Below are 15,502 nucleotides of genomic sequence, written 5' to 3' on the forward strand. Positions count from 1 at the left end.
ACTGTCCTTCGCAGGCTTTTGCCCCTGGCGGCGGCGAATGCGTTATGGCCAAATCGTCGCAATCAGAGGTATCCATTTGAATTTACCACTGAAATTGTCGTTGGAAAAGCAGCACGAATATTGGAGTTTCGGCCGTGCTTCCTATATAAGCGGTCAATGATTCCTGATTAGATTGTGATCCGATTTGACCGACCAAAAACCCCCGCGCGGCGCCGACGGCGGCCCCACCGGCATCGAGCCCATCTCCATCATCGAGGAGATGCAGAGCTCCTACCTCTCTTATGCCATGAGCGTGATCGTCAGCCGTGCGCTGCCCGATGTGCGCGACGGCCTGAAGCCGGTGCACCGCCGCATTCTCTATGCGGCGCATGAGAGCGGTTACCACTGGAACCGCAAATATGTGAAGTCGGCCCGCCCGGTCGCCGACGTGATGGGTAAATACCATCCGCATGGCGACGCCTCGATCTACGACGCCTTGGTGCGCATGGCGCAGGACTGGTCGCTGCGCGTTCCGCTGATCGACGGGCAGGGCAATTTCGGCTCCATCGACGGCGATCCGCCGGCGGCGATGCGCTACACGGAATCGCGGCTGACCAAGGTCGCACATGAGCTGCTGGAGGACATCGACAAGGAAACCGTCGATTTCCAGGAGACTTATGACGCCTCCGACACCGAGCCGAAGGTGCTGCCGGCGCGCTTCCCCAATCTTCTGGTCAACGGTTCCGGCGGCATCGCCGTCGGCATGGCCACCAACATCCCGCCGCACAATCTGGCCGAGATCTGCAACGGCGCCATCGCCATCATCGACAATCCGGCGATCGATTTGCCGGCGCTGATGGAGATCATTCCGGGTCCCGATTTCCCGACCGGCGGCATCGTGCTCGGCCGTTCCGGCATCTACAGCGCCTATGCGACGGGCCGTGGCTCCATCGTCATGCGCGGCAAGGTCAATGTCGAACAGCGCGGCAACGACCGTGAATCGATCATCATCACGGAAGTCCCGTACCAGGTGAACAAGGCCTCGATGATCGAGAAAATGGCCGAGCTGGTGCGCGACAAGCGCATCGAAGGCATTTCCGACATTCGCGACGAAAGCGACCGCCAGGGCTACCGCGTCGTCATCGAGCTGAAGCGCGACGCTGTCGCCGACGTCATTCTCAACCAGCTTTACCGCTTCACGCCGCTGCAGACCTCCTTCGGCGCCAATATGGTGGCGCTGAACGGCGGCAAGCCGGAAGTGATGAACCTGACCGACATGCTGAAGGCGTTTGTCAGCTTCCGCGAAGAGGTGATTAGCCGGCGCACGAAATTCCTGCTGCGCAAGGCGCGCGACCGCGCCCACGTGCTGGTCGGCCTCGCCATAGCCGTCGCCAACATCGACGAAGTGATCAAGCTGATCCGCACCGCGCCCGATCCGCAGACGGCGCGCGAGCAGTTGATGGAGCGGCGCTGGCCCTCCGGGGACGTGGAGTCATTGATTCTGCTGATCGACGATCCGCGCCATCGCATCAATGAGGATGGCACCTACAACCTCTCCGAGGAACAGGCGCGCGCAATCCTCGAACTGCGCCTGCAGCGCCTGACCGCGCTCGGCCGTGACGAAATCGCCGACGAGCTGAACACCATCGGCGACGAGATCAAGGATTACCTCGACATTCTGTCGTCCCGCGCCCGCATCCAGCAGATCGTCAAGGACGAGCTTGCCGCCGTGCGCGACGAGTTCGGCACGCCGCGCCGCACCGAGCTCACCGACGGCGGCGCCGACATGGAAGACGAGGACCTGATCCAGCGCGAGGACATGGTCGTCACCGTCAGCCATTCCGGCTACATCAAGCGCGTGCCGCTGTCGCTCTACCGGGCGCAACGCCGCGGCGGCAAGGGCCGCTCCGGCATGTCGACCAAGGAAGAGGATTTCGTCACCCGGCTGTTCGTCGCCAACACGCATACGCCGGTGCTGTTCTTCTCCTCGCGCGGCATCGTCTACAAGGAAAAGGTCTGGCGGCTGCCAATCGGCAATCCGCAGTCGCGCGGCAAGGCGCTGATCAACATGCTGCCGCTGGAGCAGGGCGAGCGCATCACCACCATCATGCCGCTGCCCGAGGACGAGACCAGCTGGGGCGAACTCGACGTCATGTTCGCCACCACGCGCGGCACCGTGCGCCGCAACAAGCTGTCCGAATTCGTCCAGGTCAACCGCAACGGCAAGATCGCCATGAAGCTGGAGGAGGAGGGCGACGAGATCCTCGGCGTCGAGACCTGCACAGACAATGACGATGTGCTTTTGACCGCCAGCTCCGGCCAGTGCATCCGCTTCCGCGTTGGCGATGTGCGCGTCTTCCAGAGCCGCAATTCGGTCGGCGTGCGCGGCATAAGCATGGCTGAGACCGACCGCATCATCTCCATGTCGGTGATCGAGCATGTCGATGCTTCACCGGCGGAACGCTCCGCCTACCTCAAGCGGGCAGCACTGGAGCGGCGGCTTGCCGCCGAGGTGACCGGCGAGGAAGAAGAGATTGCACTCACCAATGAGGAGATTGGCGAGGAGACCGAGCTTTCCGACAGCCGTTACGAAGAGCTCAAGGCGCATGAGCAGTATGTGCTGACGGTGACCGAATATGGCTACGGCAAGCGCTCGTCATCCTACGATTTCCGCCTGACCGGACGCGGCGGCAAAGGCATCCGCGCCACCGACGTGTCGAAGGTGGCCGAGATCGGCCAGCTGGTGGCGACTTTCCCGGTCGGCAATGACGACCAGATCATGCTGGTTTCGGATGGCGGCACGGTCATCCGGGTGCCGGTCAACGGTATCCGTTTCGCCAGCCGCGCCACCAAGGGCGTGACCATCTTCAACACCGCCGAAGGCGAGAAGGTGGTTTCGGTCGAACGGATCTCGGAGCCGCAGGCCGACGAGGATGTCGAAGAGGGTGTCATTGAGGCCGGCGCCGGAGATGCCGTACCGGACAGCACCGAATAGGTTTGAGCAACAACGCCGGCCCGATGGGCCGGCGCAAACAAGAAACTAGCAATAAATCAGGGGCGACGGTGGGGCCAGCGAGCGCCGAAACCTTCGAACCGCTTTGTGCGGACACGGACGCGCTCTGCCTCGCTATGCAATCCGAATGCGGTGGCGATCAGCATGGCGACGGTCATTGCGGTGGCGAGCATGTAGATCAGCATGTGCGTGTTCTCCTGCGCCTATCCAACGGTTAGATCGGGTTTTGGTTTCATCTTCCGAAGTGCAAACTAGCGAACGCGGCGTGAAGTCTTCGTGATCAAGGCATTCATCTGTCGTTCATGTCTGCGAAAAGGTTCACGCAGATGTTCCCAATCGCATTTGCCTTCCGCCCAATGCCCCGCTAGAAGCACCTCCCATGACCGATCGCATCGCCCTCTATGCCGGCTCCTTCGACCCGCTGACCAACGGCCATCTCGATGTCCTGAAGGCATCGCTGGCTGTCGCCGACACGGTCTATGCGGCGATCGGCACTCACCCCGGCAAGACGCCGCTGTTTTCCTTCGACGAACGGGTGAAGCTGATCGAGGCCGCGACCAAGGCCGAATTTGGCCGCGACGGCGACCGTATCAAGGTCGTCGCCTTTGACGGGCTGGTCATCGACGCGGCCCGCAAGCATGGCGCCTCGATCATGATCCGCGGCCTGCGCGACGGCACCGATCTCGATTACGAGATGCAGATGGCCGGCATGAACGAGACCATGGCGCCGGAACTGCAGACGGTTTTTCTGCCCGCCAGCCCATCGGTACGCACCATTACCGCCACACTTGTGCGCCAGATAGCCTCGATGGGCGGAGACATCCGTCCCTTCGTACCGGCCGCCGTTGCCGGTGCGCTCACCGCCAAATTCGCGAAATAGTGCATGTCGCCCCAAAGTGGATGCCGGTTTTTGGGGCAACGACATGCACCCTAACAAAGACCTTCGGAGATCCCTTATGCAGCTGAAAAAGCTCGCCTCGTTTCTCGTCGTGCTTGCCGGTCTCGTGACCGCATCCGTTTCGGCCTTCGCCGCCGAACCGGAAAACACCATGGTCATCACCTTGAAGAACGGCGACGTCACCGTCGCGCTACGCCCCGACCTGGCACCCAAGCATGTCGCCCAGATCAAGAAGCTGGTGCGCGAAGGCGCTTATAACGATGTCGCATTCCACCGCGTCATCAACGGCTTTATGGCGCAGACCGGCGACGTCAAGTTCGGCAACATGAAGAAGGGGTTCAGCCCCGAGGCCGTCGGCACCGGCGGTTCAGACCTGCCCGACCTGCCGGCCGAATTCTCGCAGAGCGAACATTTCAAGCGCGGCACGCTCGGCATGGCCCGCTCGCAGGACCCGAACTCCGCCAATTCGCAGTTCTTCATCATGTTCGCGCCGGCGCCGAACCTCGATGGCCAGTACACCATCGTTGGCAGTGTCGTCAGCGGCATGGAGTTGGTGGACAAGATCAAGAAGGGCAACGAGGCCGACAACGGCACGGTCAGCGGGCCCGACCGCATGATCAAGGTACGCATCGCCGCCGACAAGTAAACCAATCAAATCAATCTGTTTTCTGAGATAAAGGATATACGACATGGCTGAGATCAAGGACCGCGAGAACGCGCTCATCCTGGAAACGACCAAGGGCAAGGTCGTCATCGAACTGTTCCCCGATTTGGCTCCCGGCCACGTCGCCCGCATCAAGGAACTGGCCCGCGAAGGCGCCTATGACGGCGTGGTCTTCCACCGCGTCATCGAAGGCTTCATGGCGCAGACCGGCGACGTGAAGTTCGGCAATTCGTCGAAGCCGACCTTCGCGCCTTCGCGTGCGGGCATGGGCGGCTCGGAAAAGCCGGACCTGAAGGCTGAGTTCTCCAACGCCAACCATGGCCGCGGCACCTGCTCGATGGCCCGTTCGCAGAACCCGAACTCGGCCAATTCGCAGTTCTTCATCTGCTTCGACGATGCCGCTTTCCTCAACCGCCAGTACACGGTCTGGGGCCAGGTCATCGAAGGCATGGACAATGTCGACAAGATCAAGCGCGGCGAGCCGGTGGTCGATCCCGACAAGATCGTGTCGCTGAAGGTCGCGGCCGACGTCAAGTAAGGACAAACGACGATGATGGGCGTGGTCTGGTCGCTGCTCGGCATCCTGTCAGGCGCCTTCATCGCCGTCCAGGCGCCGATCAACTCGCAGCTGGCGCGCGGCCTGGGGCTCCCGGTCGCGGCTGCTGCCTTCTCGTTCCTGTCGGGCGCGATCGTGCTTGGTATCATCTCCATTGCCGTTGTGCGGCTGCAGGACATCTCGCTCGACTGGAAGGCGCCGGCGCCTTGGCTGTTCATCGCCGGCGGCATGCTCGGCGGTTTCTATGTTACCCTGTCGACCATTCTTACGCCGCGCATTGGTGCAGCCGCGTTGATGGCGTTCCTGGTTGCCGGCCAGTTGCTGGCCGGCATGCTGATCGATCGCGTCGGCTTCCTCGGCGTGGCGGTGCGCGAGATTTCGCTCGGCCGCATCGCTGGCGCGTTGCTGCTCTTGGCCGGAGCGCTGCTCGTCCGGCTCTACTGATGCGCGTCGACCTCTTCGACTTCGACCTGCCTGAGGAGCGCATCGCGCTTCGCCCGGCCGAGCCGCGCGACAGCGCCAGATTGCTGGTGGTCAGGCCAGGCGAAGACTTTGCGGACCGCGCGGTGCGCGACCTTCCGTCCTTGCTCAGAACGGGCGACGTGCTGGTCTTCAACGACACCAAGGTCATTCCTGCCCAGTTGAGAGGCATCAGGCGGCGCGGCGAAGCGCAGGCGCAGGTCGACGCCACGCTGCATATGCGCATGGCGCCGGACCGCTGGCTGGCCTTCATGCGGCCGGGCAAGCGCATCGCCGCCGGCGACCGCATCCATTTCGGCCATGACGGCAATTCCTGTTTTCTCGGGCAACTCGACGCCACGGTGATCGAGAAGGGCGAGGCCGGCGAGGCGTTGCTCGGCTTCGACCTGTCGGGGCCGTTTCTCGACGAGGCGCTGCATGCCGTCGGCCACATCCCGCTGCCGCCCTATATCGCGTCGAAGCGCGACGACGACGCGCGCGACCTGACCGACTACCAGACCATCTATGCCAAAGAGGAAGGTGCTGTGGCAGCGCCCACCGCCGGCCTGCATTTCACGCCGGAACTGTTTGCAGCACTCGACGCTAAAGGCATCGAACGCCGCTTCGTCACCTTGCATGTCGGCGCCGGCACCTTCCTGCCGGTCAAGGCGGACGACACCGCTGACCACAAGATGCATGCCGAGACCGGCTCGGTCAGCGAAGCAACAGCCGACGCTCTGAATGGCGCCAAGGCGCGGGGCGGGCGCATCATCGCTGTCGGCACGACCTCGCTGCGCCTGCTGGAGAGCGCGGCACGGCCTGATGGCTCGCTGACCGCCTGGTCCGGCCCGACCGACATCTTCATCACGCCGGGCTATCGGTTCAAGACCGCCGACCTGCTGATGACCAATTTCCATCTGCCGCGTTCGACGCTGTTCATGCTGGTTTCGGCCTTCAGCGGCCTAGATACGATGCGTGCGGCCTATGCTCATGCCATCGGGAACGATTACAGGTTCTATTCCTACGGAGATGCAAGCCTGCTTTATCGAGCGGAGATGAGCGATGGACGATGACCTGCAGGCCTTTGATCGCGAAAGCCTGATCGCCGAAGTGAAGAAATTGCGTGCCGGCATTCGCCAGCATCGAGATGCCACCGGCCATGATTTATGCTGGCATCATCCCAACCTGTGGGACCTGCTGCCGGAAAAGACCGATCCATCGATTGCCGTGCCGCCATGGCCGAAATTCATGCGCGGCTGCATCCAATACCGCCAGTCGCTCGACAGGCAGGCGCCAGGCGCGCCTGTCCATGACAAGGAATTCAATGGCTGAGACATTCACCTTCAAGATCCTCGCCACCGACGGCAAGGCGCGGCGCGGTTCCATCACCATGCCGCGCGGCGAAATCCGCACGCCGGCCTTCATGCCGGTCGGCACCGGCGGCACGGTCAAGGCCATGTATATGGACCAGGTGCGCGGCGTCGGCGCCGACATCATCCTGGGCAATACCTATCATCTGATGCTGCGCCCCGGCGCCGAGCGCGTGGCGCGGCTTGGTGGGTTGCATGAATTCGCCCGCTGGCCGCAGCCGATCCTGACCGACAGTGGCGGTTTTCAGGTCATGTCGCTGTCGAAGCTCAGAAAATTGACCGAGAAGGGCGTCACCTTTCGCTCGCACATTGACGGCGCTGCCTACGAGATGTCGCCGGAGCGCTCGATCGAGATCCAGGGCCTGCTCGATTCCGACATCCAGATGCAGCTCGACGAATGCACAGCGCTGCCGGCCGACCTCAAGCAGATCGAGCGCGCGATGGAGCTGTCGCTGCGCTGGGCCGAGCGCTGCAAGACAGCGTTCGGCGATCAGCCCGGCAAGGCGATGTTCGGCATCGTCCAGGGTGGCGACAACGCAGCTCTCAGGGTGCGTTCGGCGCAGGCGCTGAGCGCGATGGAGCTGAAGGGCTATGCGGTCGGCGGCCTGGCCGTCGGCGAACCGCAAGCGGTGATGCTGGATATGCTGGAGATCACCTGTCCGGAATTGCCTGACAACAAGCCTCGATATCTCATGGGCGTCGGCACGCCGGACGACATCGTGAAATCGGTGGCGCGCGGCATCGACATGTTCGACTGCGTGATGCCGACCCGCGCCGGCCGCCATGGCCTGGCCTATACCAGGCGCGGCAAGGTCAATCTCAGGAATGCCCGCCATGCGGACGATCCGCGGCCGCTGGACGAGGAGAGTGACTGCCCGGCGGCACGCGACTATTCACGCGCCTATCTGCATCATCTCGTGCGCTCGCAGGAGGCGCTGGGCGCGATGCTTCTGACGTGGAACAACCTGTCTTACTATCAGAAGCTGATGCAGGACGTTCGCGCCGCGATCGAGGCAAAGGCCTTCGAGGCGCGCACATCAGACATTTCAGAGGGATGGGCGAGGGGCGATATTCCGGTGCTATAAGCACATCTAGGTGCTGAGCGAATTCGCTGCGCGCAAGCTGCAGCCGGTGATTTGAAAGCTGCCGTCGGGCTGCTGTTCCAGCGTGTAGACCGCCTCATAGTCCTTGCCGTCGGGCCCAACGATCAGCACTTGCTGGATTAGCGAAGTTGGCCCCATCTGCTCGACCTTGCCGAAGGAATAGCTCTGCGGCTGGCGCACCGGCGGATAGCCGTTGGTCACCATGTTCATGAAGGTGTCGACGGTCGGAAAGATGCGCTTCACATTTGGAGCGGCGAAACTGTACGCCTTGGCGCCATCATTGGCGATGAGCGCCTTCAACTGACCATCGATGACGGCCTGGCCGGCCTTGACTTCGGCGTCGCCGGCAAGGGCTGCCGACACGAACAACGCGAACAGCAATGAAACAACTGCGAATGCGGTGCGGCGCATGGCCTGTCTCCATTGTCCCCCAACAAAACCTGTCCCGGGACGCATCATACCATACGCTTTGCGGAGCCTCACGGTTTCAGCAACCGCAATATTCGCCACGCAAGTGCCGCATGATCATGCTTAAGCCTCCTTTAACGCGGGGCGCGCATCGTAGGGACGGGTGGGGACCCGTTCGCGCAACCAGGGGACGACCATGTTCAAGCAGCCGATCGACCGGCGCCTTTTGCTGAAGGGCGCGGCAAGCCTCGCAGTTTTGGCCCCCTTGCCCGCCTGGGCAAGCACTGGGCCGACCGTCACGGAAGTCGCCTTTGATCCCGCCATTCCAGCGCTCGGCAACCCCGATGGCGACGTCACCATCGCCGAATTCGTCGACTATCAGTGCCCGATCTGCAAGCTCGTCTTCGTCGAACTGAAGAAGTTGATGGAAGAGGACAGCGGCGTTCGGCTTGTGATGAAGGACTGGCCGATCTTCGGCGACGTGTCGCGCGACGCGGCGCGGGTGACGCTGCTGAGCGGCGAACACTATGGCGCGGCGGTCGATGCGCTGATGACCAACCAGCGCGGCCTTTCGGAACGCCGCACCAACGACATCCTTTCTTCCGTCGGTGTCGATGTGGCGATGGTGCGTGCCGACCTCGCCATCCGTGAACCCGATATCGACGCTGCCCTTGTCCGCACCGAAGTCCAGGCGACGGCGTTCAAGCTGCGCGGCACGCCAGCCCTGGTCATCGGCGGCAACTTGTATCGGCGCGGCATGCCGGTGTCCGAACTGAGACAAGCCGTCGCCAAGGCGCGCTCGGCCTGATGCTTGAAAGCCGGGCGGCAGTCTGCCACAAGGGCCGCTTGTGTGCTGAAGCTTGATCGGGACCGGCAATGAAGACGTTTTTCATGCAGATAAAGTGCGATCTGGGCAAGTCCTATGAGGTCGCCAGCGCGCTCGCCGATGCCGAAATCGCCTCGGAAATCTACTCGACCGCCGGCAATTACGACCTGCTTGCCAAATTCTACGTCGACGACGAGGAAGATGTCGGCCACTTCGTCAACGAGAAGGTGCAGATTATTCCCGGAATCAAGGACACCTTCACGGTCGTCACTTTCCGCGCATTCTAAAGCAATTCCAGGAAAAGTGTGAAGCGGTTTTCCGTCCGGAATTGCGGCAAAGCAAAAAGCCATGGCAGGTCGCCGTTTCCATGAAACGGTGAACTGCTATGGCCGCATCAGGCACTTGCCCGGCGACAAGGCAGAGCCTGATTAAGGTCCTGTTCCGACTGCCCGAATTTTGGGCAGTCGGAACATACTGATCGCCGATATCCTCCAAATCACCGATTGCGCTTGATTTTCTCCCGCGACGCCAGTGAAATGGCGTCACAGGGGAGTATGCGATTGGCAGCGTTCGATGAAATGCTTCCGGAAGTTTCCGGGCTTAGACAACCGTATACGGCTTACGACCGCTGGCTGAAGGAGCAGGACCCGGCCAGGCTTACCGAAAAGATGCAGGACGCCGAGCGCGTCTTCCGCAAGACCGGCATTACCTTCGCCGTCTATGGCGAGCAGGAAGCCTCCGAGCGGCTGATCCCCTTCGACATCGTGCCGCGCATCATCTCCGGCAATGAATGGCGAAGGCTGACGCAAGGCATCGAGCAGCGCGTGCAGGCGCTGAACGCTTTCCTCGACGACATTTACCACCGCCAGGAAATCCTGCGCGCCGGCCGCGTGCCGAGGGAGCTGATCGCCAGGAACGAGGCGTTCCTGCCGGAAATGATCGGAGTGCGGCCACCGGCCGGCGTCTACACCCACATTATCGGCGTCGATATCGTCCGCATCTCGGAGAACGAGTTCTACGTGCTGGAGGACAATGCGCGCACGCCGTCGGGGGTCTCCTACATGCTGGAGAACCGCGAGACGATGATGCAGCTCTTTCCCGAGCTGTTCCAGCAGATCAAGGTGCGGCCGGTGGAGAATTATCCGCAATTGCTGCGCCAGTCGCTGGCGGCAGTGCGGCCGCAAAGCACCAAGGGCGCACCGACCATTGCCGTGCTGACGCCGGGCAGCTTCAACTCCGCCTATTTCGAACATGCCTTCCTCGCCGACCAGATGGGCGTGCAACTGGTCGAAGGCCAGGATCTGCGCGTTGTAGACGGCCACGTCGCCATGCGCACGACCGAAGGCTACAAGCAGATCGACGTGCTTTACCGGCGCGTCGACGATTCCTTCCTCGATCCGCTGACCTTCCGGCCGGACTCGGCCCTTGGCGTGCCCGGCATCATGGACGTCTACCGCGCCGGCAACATCACCATCGCCAACGCGCCGGGAACCGGCATCGCCGACGACAAGGCGATTTATTCCTACATGCCCGACATCGTCGAGTTCTACACCGGCCGCAAAGCCATCCTCGGCAACATCCCGACCTGGCGCTGCTCGGAGCCCGACAGCCTGAAATACGTGCTCGAACACATCCATGAGCTGGTCATCAAGGAAGTGCACGGCTCCGGCGGCTACGGCATGCTGGTCGGCCCGGCTGCGACCAAGAAGGAATGCCAGGATTTCGCCAAGAAGCTGCAGGCGAAGCCCTCCAACTACATCGCCCAGCCGACGCTGGCGCTGTCGACTTGCCCGATCCTGACAGAAAAAGGCCTGTCGCCGCGCCATGTCGATCTCAGGCCCTATGTTCTGGTCTCCGACCGAATCCAGATCGTTCCCGGCGGCTTGACGCGGGTGGCGCTGAAGGAGGGGTCGTTGGTCGTGAATTCCTCGCAAGGCGGCGGCACGAAGGATACGTGGGTGTTGGACGATTAGGTAGGGAATAGGGCAGTAGGCAGTAGGCAGTAGGCAGTAGGCAGTAGGCAGTAGGCAGTAGGCAGTAGAGGGACAAGAAATGCCATATTCCACAGAGATTCAAATGCTTACTAATCCCTACTCACTATTCCCTACTCACTAGCCCGAAGGCCACTTCACATGCTTCTCGGCCGCACCGCCAACGGGCTCTACTGGATGAACCGCTATATCGAGCGGGCGGAAAACATGGCGCGTCTGGTCGATGCCGGCCTTCGCATGGCGCTGACCCGCACCCAGAGCGCGTCGGAAGAGTGGAATTCGGTGCTGCTCAGCGCCGGCTCCGACGTCACCTTCACGCAGAAATACAAGGACTATACCGCCGCCAACGTCGCCGACTTCCTGCTGCGCGACACCTCGAACCCGTCGAGCACGATGTCGGCGATCGAGACCGCTCGCAACAATGCCCGCATGGTGCGCACCGCGCTGACGCGCGAGACCTGGGAGAGCATCAACGAAGCCTGGATGGCGCTGAAGCGCATGCTGGCAAAGCCGATCGACGAGCGCGACCTGCCGAGTGTGCTCGACGCCATCAAGCGCGAGACGGCGCTGATCCGGGGCTCGTTCTATGGCACCATGCTGCGCAACGAAATCTTCGACTTCTCGCAGCTCGGCACCTATGTCGAGCGGGCCGACAACACGGCACGCATCCTCGACGTGAAATACTACGTGCTGCTGCCGTCGATCTCCTGGGTCGGCTCGAGCCTCGACAACTACCAATGGGAATCGATCCTGCGCTCGGTGTCGGCGCACCGTTCCTATCGCTGGGTCTATGAGGCCGACTACAAACCAACCAACATTGCCGACTATCTGATCCTCAATGTGCGCATGCCGCGCTCGCTGACCTTCTGTTATCGTTTTCTCGCCGAGCATCTGAAGTTCCTCGGCGACGATTATGGCGACCGTCATGCCTGCCACGCCACCGTCGACAGGACACAGGCGATGCTGCAGGCAGGGTCGATCAAGGACATATTCGACACCGGCCTGCACGAATTCCTGGCCAGGTTCATTCAAGACAACACCAAGCTTGGCGAAGAGATCGCACAAGATTACCGGTTCAATTGAGCATGATCGCGAACCGGAGGGCCGCGCTAGCGACAAGTGAGACCCGGTTTTCGGATAAGATCATGCTTACAAACGGAAAATAGGCATGCGGCTCAAGATCACCCACCGTACCGAATACCGCTACGACGCGCCGGTGCACTATCTGTTGCAGCGGCTACGCCTGTTACCGGTCAGTGGCCCGACGCAGACCGTGCTGTCCTGGGCGCTGAAGATCGAGGGCGCGCGCGAGGAAGTCCGCTTTAACGACCATTTCGGCAACGATAACAGGCTGTTGAGCGTCGAGGGTGAGCGCGACTTCATCACCGTCGAGGCCTCCGGCGAGGTTGTCACGCGCGACACAGCGGGCGTCTCGGGTCCGCATCACGGCTTTGCGCCGCTGTGGCTGTTCAGCCAGGAGACAGCTTTGACCATCCCCGGCGAGGGCATAAGCGAGCTTGCCGCGGCGGTCGGCAAAGGTACCGACATCGAAAGGCTGCATCGGCTGATGGCGCTGATCGTCGAGCGCGTCGCCTACACGCCGGGCACCACCAGCGTGACGACCCCGGCGGAAGAGGCATTGGCGCTGAAGACCGGCGTTTGCCAGGATCACAGCCACATCTTTGTCACCGCAGCCCGCGTCATGGGTTTTCCGGCCCGCTATGTCAGTGGCTATCTGATGATGGATGCGGCCATCGAGCAGGCGGCAAGCCATGCCTGGGCCGAAGCCCATGTTCAGGGTCTCGGCTGGGTCGCCTTCGACGCCGCCAACGGCATTTCCCCCGATGAACGCTATGTCAGGGTAGCCACCGGCCGTGATTATCGCGACGCCTCGCCGGTGTCGGGAATTCGACTGGGACAGGCGGAGGAACAGCTTGCAGTCACCGTCACGGTAGAGCAGTAGTCTCCGGCAAGATTGCTGCCTGAAGAGATTCCATGACTTATTGCGTCGGCCTCAAGATCGATCGTGGGCTCGTGTTCATGTCGGACACGCGCACCAATGCAGGGATGGATTCGATCTCCACTTTCAAGAAGATGCATGTCTGGGAAGAGCCAGGCGAGCGCGTCATCGTACTGATGTCGGCCGGCAATCTGGCTACGACGCAGGCCGTGGTCAGCCTGCTCGACGAGCGCACCAAGGCGGTGGCGGAACGCCACGCGACGCTGCTCGAGACCCCATCCATGTACCAGACGGTGCGGCTGGTCGGCGACACCGTCAAGGAAGTCATCGCCAGCTCGTCGCCTGCCGGCGAAAAGGCGGATTCCTATTTCAACGCCTCCTTCATCCTCGGCGGCCAGATCAAGGGCAGCCCGCCACGGCTGTTCATGATCTATCCCGAGGGCAATTTCATCGAATCGACCGACGACACGCCGTTCTTCCAGATCGGCGAGACCAAATACGGCAAGCCGATCATCATCCGTGCCTATGAAAGGACGATGAGCCTGGCTGAAACGGTCAAGCTCTTGCTGGTATCGTTCGATTCGACGCTGAAATCGAACCTGTCCGTCGGCCTGCCTCTCGACCTGCTGTTCCTGGAGGAGGACACGTTCACGGTGGGTTTGAAAAAGCGCATCGGCCAGGACGATCGATATTATCGTGCTATTTCCGAAGGCTGGTCGAACGCGTTGAAGACGGCCTTTGCCAGCCTGCCGGATTTTCCGGGCTAGCGCGGGAACCTTCGTCGCGGTTGCCTGTCTCTATTTAACATGTTAATCAAAATTCAAACGGCTGTCTGATCGGCGCGTCGGGAGGATCCATGGACAACGAGCAATTCCGCGACTGGTCGAGGCGCGCCGCCGACTGGGGCGCTGATTACCGCACCGGCCTTCGCGATCGGCCCGTGCGACCTGCCATAGCGCCGGGCGAGATCTTCAGGAGCATCGAAGCTTCTCCGCCGGAGGCCGCGGAATCGATGGAGACGATCTTCGCCGATTTCGAAGCCAAGATCGTGCCCGGCATGACGCATTGGCAGCATCCGCGTTTCTTTGCTTATTTCCCGGCCAATGCAGCACCCGTCTCGGTGGTTGCCGAATATCTGGTCTCTGCGATGGCCGCGCAGTGCATGCTGTGGCAGACTTCGCCGGCGGCGACAGAGCTTGAGACGCGCATCGTCGACTGGATGCGCCAGGCGCTCGGCCTGCCCGAAGGCTTTTCCGGCGTGATCCAGGACTCCGCATCATCGGCGACGCTGGCCGCCGTGTTGACCATGCGCGAGCGCACGCTCGACTGGCAGGGCAACAAGAAGGGTCTTTCCGGGCAGGGCAGGCTGCGCGTCTATTCCTCCGACCAGGTGCACACCTCGATCGACCGCGCCATCTGGGTCGCCGGCATTGGCGAGGAAAACCTCGTCCGCATTCCCGTCGCCGGCACCTACCGCGCCATGGATACCGCGGCTTTGGAAGCGGCGATTGTTGCCGACCGCGCGGCCGGCCTATTGCCGGCCGGCGTCATCGCGTGCGTCGGCGGCACCAGCACCGGCGGCACCGACGACATCGCTGAAGTGGCCGCGGTGGCCAAACGCCAGGGGCTCTATCTGCATATCGACGCCGCCTGGGCCGGATCGGCGATGATCTGTCCGGAATACCGGCATTTCTGGACCGGTGTCGAGGGCGCGGACTCGATCGTCTTCAACCCGCACAAATGGCTGGGCGCGCAATTCGACTGCTCGATCCAGTTCGTCCGTCAGCCGGAGGATCTCGTGCGCACGCTGGCGATCAAGCCGGACTATCTGAAAACTCGCGGCCATGACGGCATCATCAACTACTCCGAATGGTCGGTGCCTCTCGGCCGTCGCTTCCGGGCGCTGAAGCTGTGGTTCCTGCTGCGCGCCCATGGCCTCGAGGCGCTGCGCACCATGATCCGCAATCACGTCGCCTGGAGCGAAGGCATAGCAGCGCGCCTGGCCGAGGAGGAGGATTTCGAGCTCGCCAGCCAGCCGATGCTGTCGCTGTTCTCGTTCCGGCATCGCGCCGCATCCGGCGCTGACTGCGACGAGCACAATCTGCGTCTGGTCGACGCCATCAACAATGACGGCCGTATCTACCTGACGCAGACGCGTGTCGATGGGCGGGTCGCCATCCGCTTCCAGGCAGGCCAGTTCGAGACAACCGCGGCCGATGTCGATACCGCCTTCACTGTCATCTGCGAGTGTGCAAGATCCCCGAAGGACTGACAG

The 15,502-nt window shown here is 62.1% G+C and carries 17 protein-coding genes; 15 read left to right on the forward strand and 2 right to left on the reverse strand.

Features of this window, described 5'->3' with window-relative positions:
• Nucleotides 1–184: 184 nt before the first annotated feature.
• Entirely contained in the window at nt 185–2,974 is a 2,790-nt protein-coding gene (gene gyrA, locus NLY33_RS19065) for a DNA gyrase subunit A (RefSeq protein ID WP_023696506.1), read from the forward strand.
• Nucleotides 2,975–3,030: 56 nt separating this feature from the next.
• On the opposite strand, the gene NLY33_RS19070 is transcribed toward gyrA, so the two are convergent.
• On the reverse strand, nt 3,031–3,177 hold the full coding sequence (locus NLY33_RS19070) for a hypothetical protein (protein WP_023670953.1): 147 nt from the start codon (nt 3,175–3,177) through the stop codon (nt 3,031–3,033).
• A 194-nt stretch (nt 3,178–3,371) separates the two neighbouring features.
• On the opposite strand from NLY33_RS19070, the gene coaD reads away from it, so the two are divergent.
• The 7 genes from coaD to tgt all read left to right on the forward strand — a co-directional run bounded on the left by coaD (nt 3,372) and on the right by tgt (nt 8,024).
• Nucleotides 3,372–3,872 (forward strand): pantetheine-phosphate adenylyltransferase, encoded by a 501-nt coding sequence (coaD, locus tag NLY33_RS19075; protein WP_023670954.1) that lies wholly within the window; start codon nt 3,372–3,374, stop codon nt 3,870–3,872.
• 169 nt (nt 3,873–4,041) lie between these two features.
• Nucleotides 4,042–4,536: a peptidylprolyl isomerase gene (locus NLY33_RS19080; RefSeq protein WP_245260985.1), complete on the forward strand. Its 495-nt coding sequence runs from the start codon at nt 4,042–4,044 to the stop codon at nt 4,534–4,536.
• A 43-nt stretch (nt 4,537–4,579) separates the two neighbouring features.
• Nucleotides 4,580–5,092, forward strand: a complete 513-nt coding sequence (locus NLY33_RS19085) for a peptidylprolyl isomerase (RefSeq protein ID WP_023696509.1) — start codon at nt 4,580–4,582, stop codon at nt 5,090–5,092.
• A gap of 12 nt (nt 5,093–5,104) precedes the next feature.
• Nucleotides 5,105–5,554, forward strand: coding sequence for a DMT family transporter (locus NLY33_RS19090; RefSeq protein ID WP_023706196.1), 450 nt, complete (start codon nt 5,105–5,107; stop codon nt 5,552–5,554).
• Nucleotides 5,554–6,642, forward strand: a complete 1,089-nt coding sequence (queA, locus tag NLY33_RS19095) for a tRNA preQ1(34) S-adenosylmethionine ribosyltransferase-isomerase QueA (RefSeq protein WP_023706197.1) — start codon at nt 5,554–5,556, stop codon at nt 6,640–6,642. The genes NLY33_RS19090 and queA overlap by 1 nt, the downstream gene beginning before the upstream one ends.
• Nucleotides 6,632–6,901 carry a hypothetical protein gene (locus NLY33_RS19100; protein ID WP_023706198.1) on the forward strand — a complete coding sequence of 90 codons (270 nt, stop codon included), beginning with the start codon at nt 6,632–6,634 and terminating at the stop codon, nt 6,899–6,901. Before queA ends, NLY33_RS19100 begins: the two co-directional genes overlap by 11 nt.
• Entirely contained in the window at nt 6,894–8,024 is a 1,131-nt protein-coding gene (tgt, locus tag NLY33_RS19105) for a tRNA guanosine(34) transglycosylase Tgt (protein ID WP_023706199.1), read from the forward strand. The genes NLY33_RS19100 and tgt overlap by 8 nt, the downstream gene beginning before the upstream one ends.
• A gap of 6 nt (nt 8,025–8,030) precedes the next feature.
• Here the strand turns inward: tgt and NLY33_RS19110 are convergent, their stop codons facing one another.
• Complete coding sequence (locus NLY33_RS19110) at nt 8,031–8,453, reverse strand: DUF4864 domain-containing protein (RefSeq protein WP_023684643.1); 423 nt, start codon at nt 8,451–8,453, stop codon at nt 8,031–8,033.
• Nucleotides 8,454–8,646: 193 nt separating this feature from the next.
• On the opposite strand from NLY33_RS19110, the gene NLY33_RS19115 reads away from it, so the two are divergent.
• From NLY33_RS19115 to NLY33_RS19145, 7 genes are all read left to right on the forward strand, one after another.
• Nucleotides 8,647–9,258, forward strand: a complete 612-nt coding sequence (locus NLY33_RS19115) for a DsbA family protein (protein WP_023700783.1) — start codon at nt 8,647–8,649, stop codon at nt 9,256–9,258.
• Between the two features lie 68 nt (nt 9,259–9,326).
• A complete protein-coding gene (locus tag NLY33_RS19120; protein WP_023670963.1) occupies nt 9,327–9,563 on the forward strand; it encodes an Lrp/AsnC family transcriptional regulator in 237 nt (78 codons plus the stop codon).
• A gap of 273 nt (nt 9,564–9,836) precedes the next feature.
• Entirely contained in the window at nt 9,837–11,249 is a 1,413-nt protein-coding gene (locus NLY33_RS19125) for a circularly permuted type 2 ATP-grasp protein (RefSeq protein ID WP_023670964.1), read from the forward strand.
• Between the two features lie 159 nt (nt 11,250–11,408).
• Nucleotides 11,409–12,350 (forward strand): alpha-E domain-containing protein, encoded by a 942-nt coding sequence (locus NLY33_RS19130; protein WP_023670965.1) that lies wholly within the window; start codon nt 11,409–11,411, stop codon nt 12,348–12,350.
• Nucleotides 12,351–12,435: 85 nt separating this feature from the next.
• Entirely contained in the window at nt 12,436–13,230 is a 795-nt protein-coding gene (locus NLY33_RS19135; protein WP_023670966.1) for a transglutaminase family protein, read from the forward strand.
• Between the two features lie 32 nt (nt 13,231–13,262).
• Nucleotides 13,263–13,994 carry a proteasome-type protease gene (locus NLY33_RS19140; RefSeq protein WP_023684646.1) on the forward strand — a complete coding sequence of 244 codons (732 nt, stop codon included), beginning with the start codon at nt 13,263–13,265 and terminating at the stop codon, nt 13,992–13,994.
• 89 nt (nt 13,995–14,083) lie between these two features.
• Nucleotides 14,084–15,499 carry a pyridoxal phosphate-dependent decarboxylase family protein gene (locus tag NLY33_RS19145; protein ID WP_023706200.1) on the forward strand — a complete coding sequence of 472 codons (1,416 nt, stop codon included), beginning with the start codon at nt 14,084–14,086 and terminating at the stop codon, nt 15,497–15,499.
• Nucleotides 15,500–15,502: the final 3 nt, after the last annotated feature.

Origin of the sequence: Mesorhizobium sp. C432A (assembly GCF_030323145.1) — a bacterium.
Taxonomy (GTDB): domain Bacteria; phylum Pseudomonadota; class Alphaproteobacteria; order Rhizobiales; family Rhizobiaceae; genus Mesorhizobium.

Bases quoted from the DNA above. Each gene is read 5' to 3' on its own strand.
- NLY33_RS19135 (WP_023670966.1), top strand. From the start codon at position 12,436: ATGCGGCTCAAGATCACCCACCGTACCGAATACCGCTACGACGCGCCG.
- coaD (WP_023670954.1), top strand. From the start codon at position 3,372: ATGACCGATCGCATCGCCCTCTATGCCGGCTCCTTCGACCCGCTGACC.
- tgt (WP_023706199.1), top strand. From the start codon at position 6,894: ATGGCTGAGACATTCACCTTCAAGATCCTCGCCACCGACGGCAAGGCG.
- NLY33_RS19140 (WP_023684646.1), top strand. From the start codon at position 13,263: ATGACTTATTGCGTCGGCCTCAAGATCGATCGTGGGCTCGTGTTCATG.
- NLY33_RS19115 (WP_023700783.1), top strand. From the start codon at position 8,647: ATGTTCAAGCAGCCGATCGACCGGCGCCTTTTGCTGAAGGGCGCGGCA.
- NLY33_RS19085 (WP_023696509.1), top strand. From the start codon at position 4,580: ATGGCTGAGATCAAGGACCGCGAGAACGCGCTCATCCTGGAAACGACC.
- NLY33_RS19130 (WP_023670965.1), top strand. From the start codon at position 11,409: ATGCTTCTCGGCCGCACCGCCAACGGGCTCTACTGGATGAACCGCTAT.
- NLY33_RS19070 (WP_023670953.1), bottom strand. From the start codon at position 3,177: ATGCTGATCTACATGCTCGCCACCGCAATGACCGTCGCCATGCTGATC.
- NLY33_RS19145 (WP_023706200.1), top strand. From the start codon at position 14,084: ATGGACAACGAGCAATTCCGCGACTGGTCGAGGCGCGCCGCCGACTGG.
- NLY33_RS19120 (WP_023670963.1), top strand. From the start codon at position 9,327: ATGAAGACGTTTTTCATGCAGATAAAGTGCGATCTGGGCAAGTCCTAT.
- NLY33_RS19100 (WP_023706198.1), top strand. From the start codon at position 6,632: ATGGACGATGACCTGCAGGCCTTTGATCGCGAAAGCCTGATCGCCGAA.
- queA (WP_023706197.1), top strand. From the start codon at position 5,554: ATGCGCGTCGACCTCTTCGACTTCGACCTGCCTGAGGAGCGCATCGCG.
- NLY33_RS19110 (WP_023684643.1), bottom strand. From the start codon at position 8,453: ATGCGCCGCACCGCATTCGCAGTTGTTTCATTGCTGTTCGCGTTGTTC.
- NLY33_RS19080 (WP_245260985.1), top strand. From the start codon at position 4,042: ATGGTCATCACCTTGAAGAACGGCGACGTCACCGTCGCGCTACGCCCC.
- NLY33_RS19090 (WP_023706196.1), top strand. From the start codon at position 5,105: ATGATGGGCGTGGTCTGGTCGCTGCTCGGCATCCTGTCAGGCGCCTTC.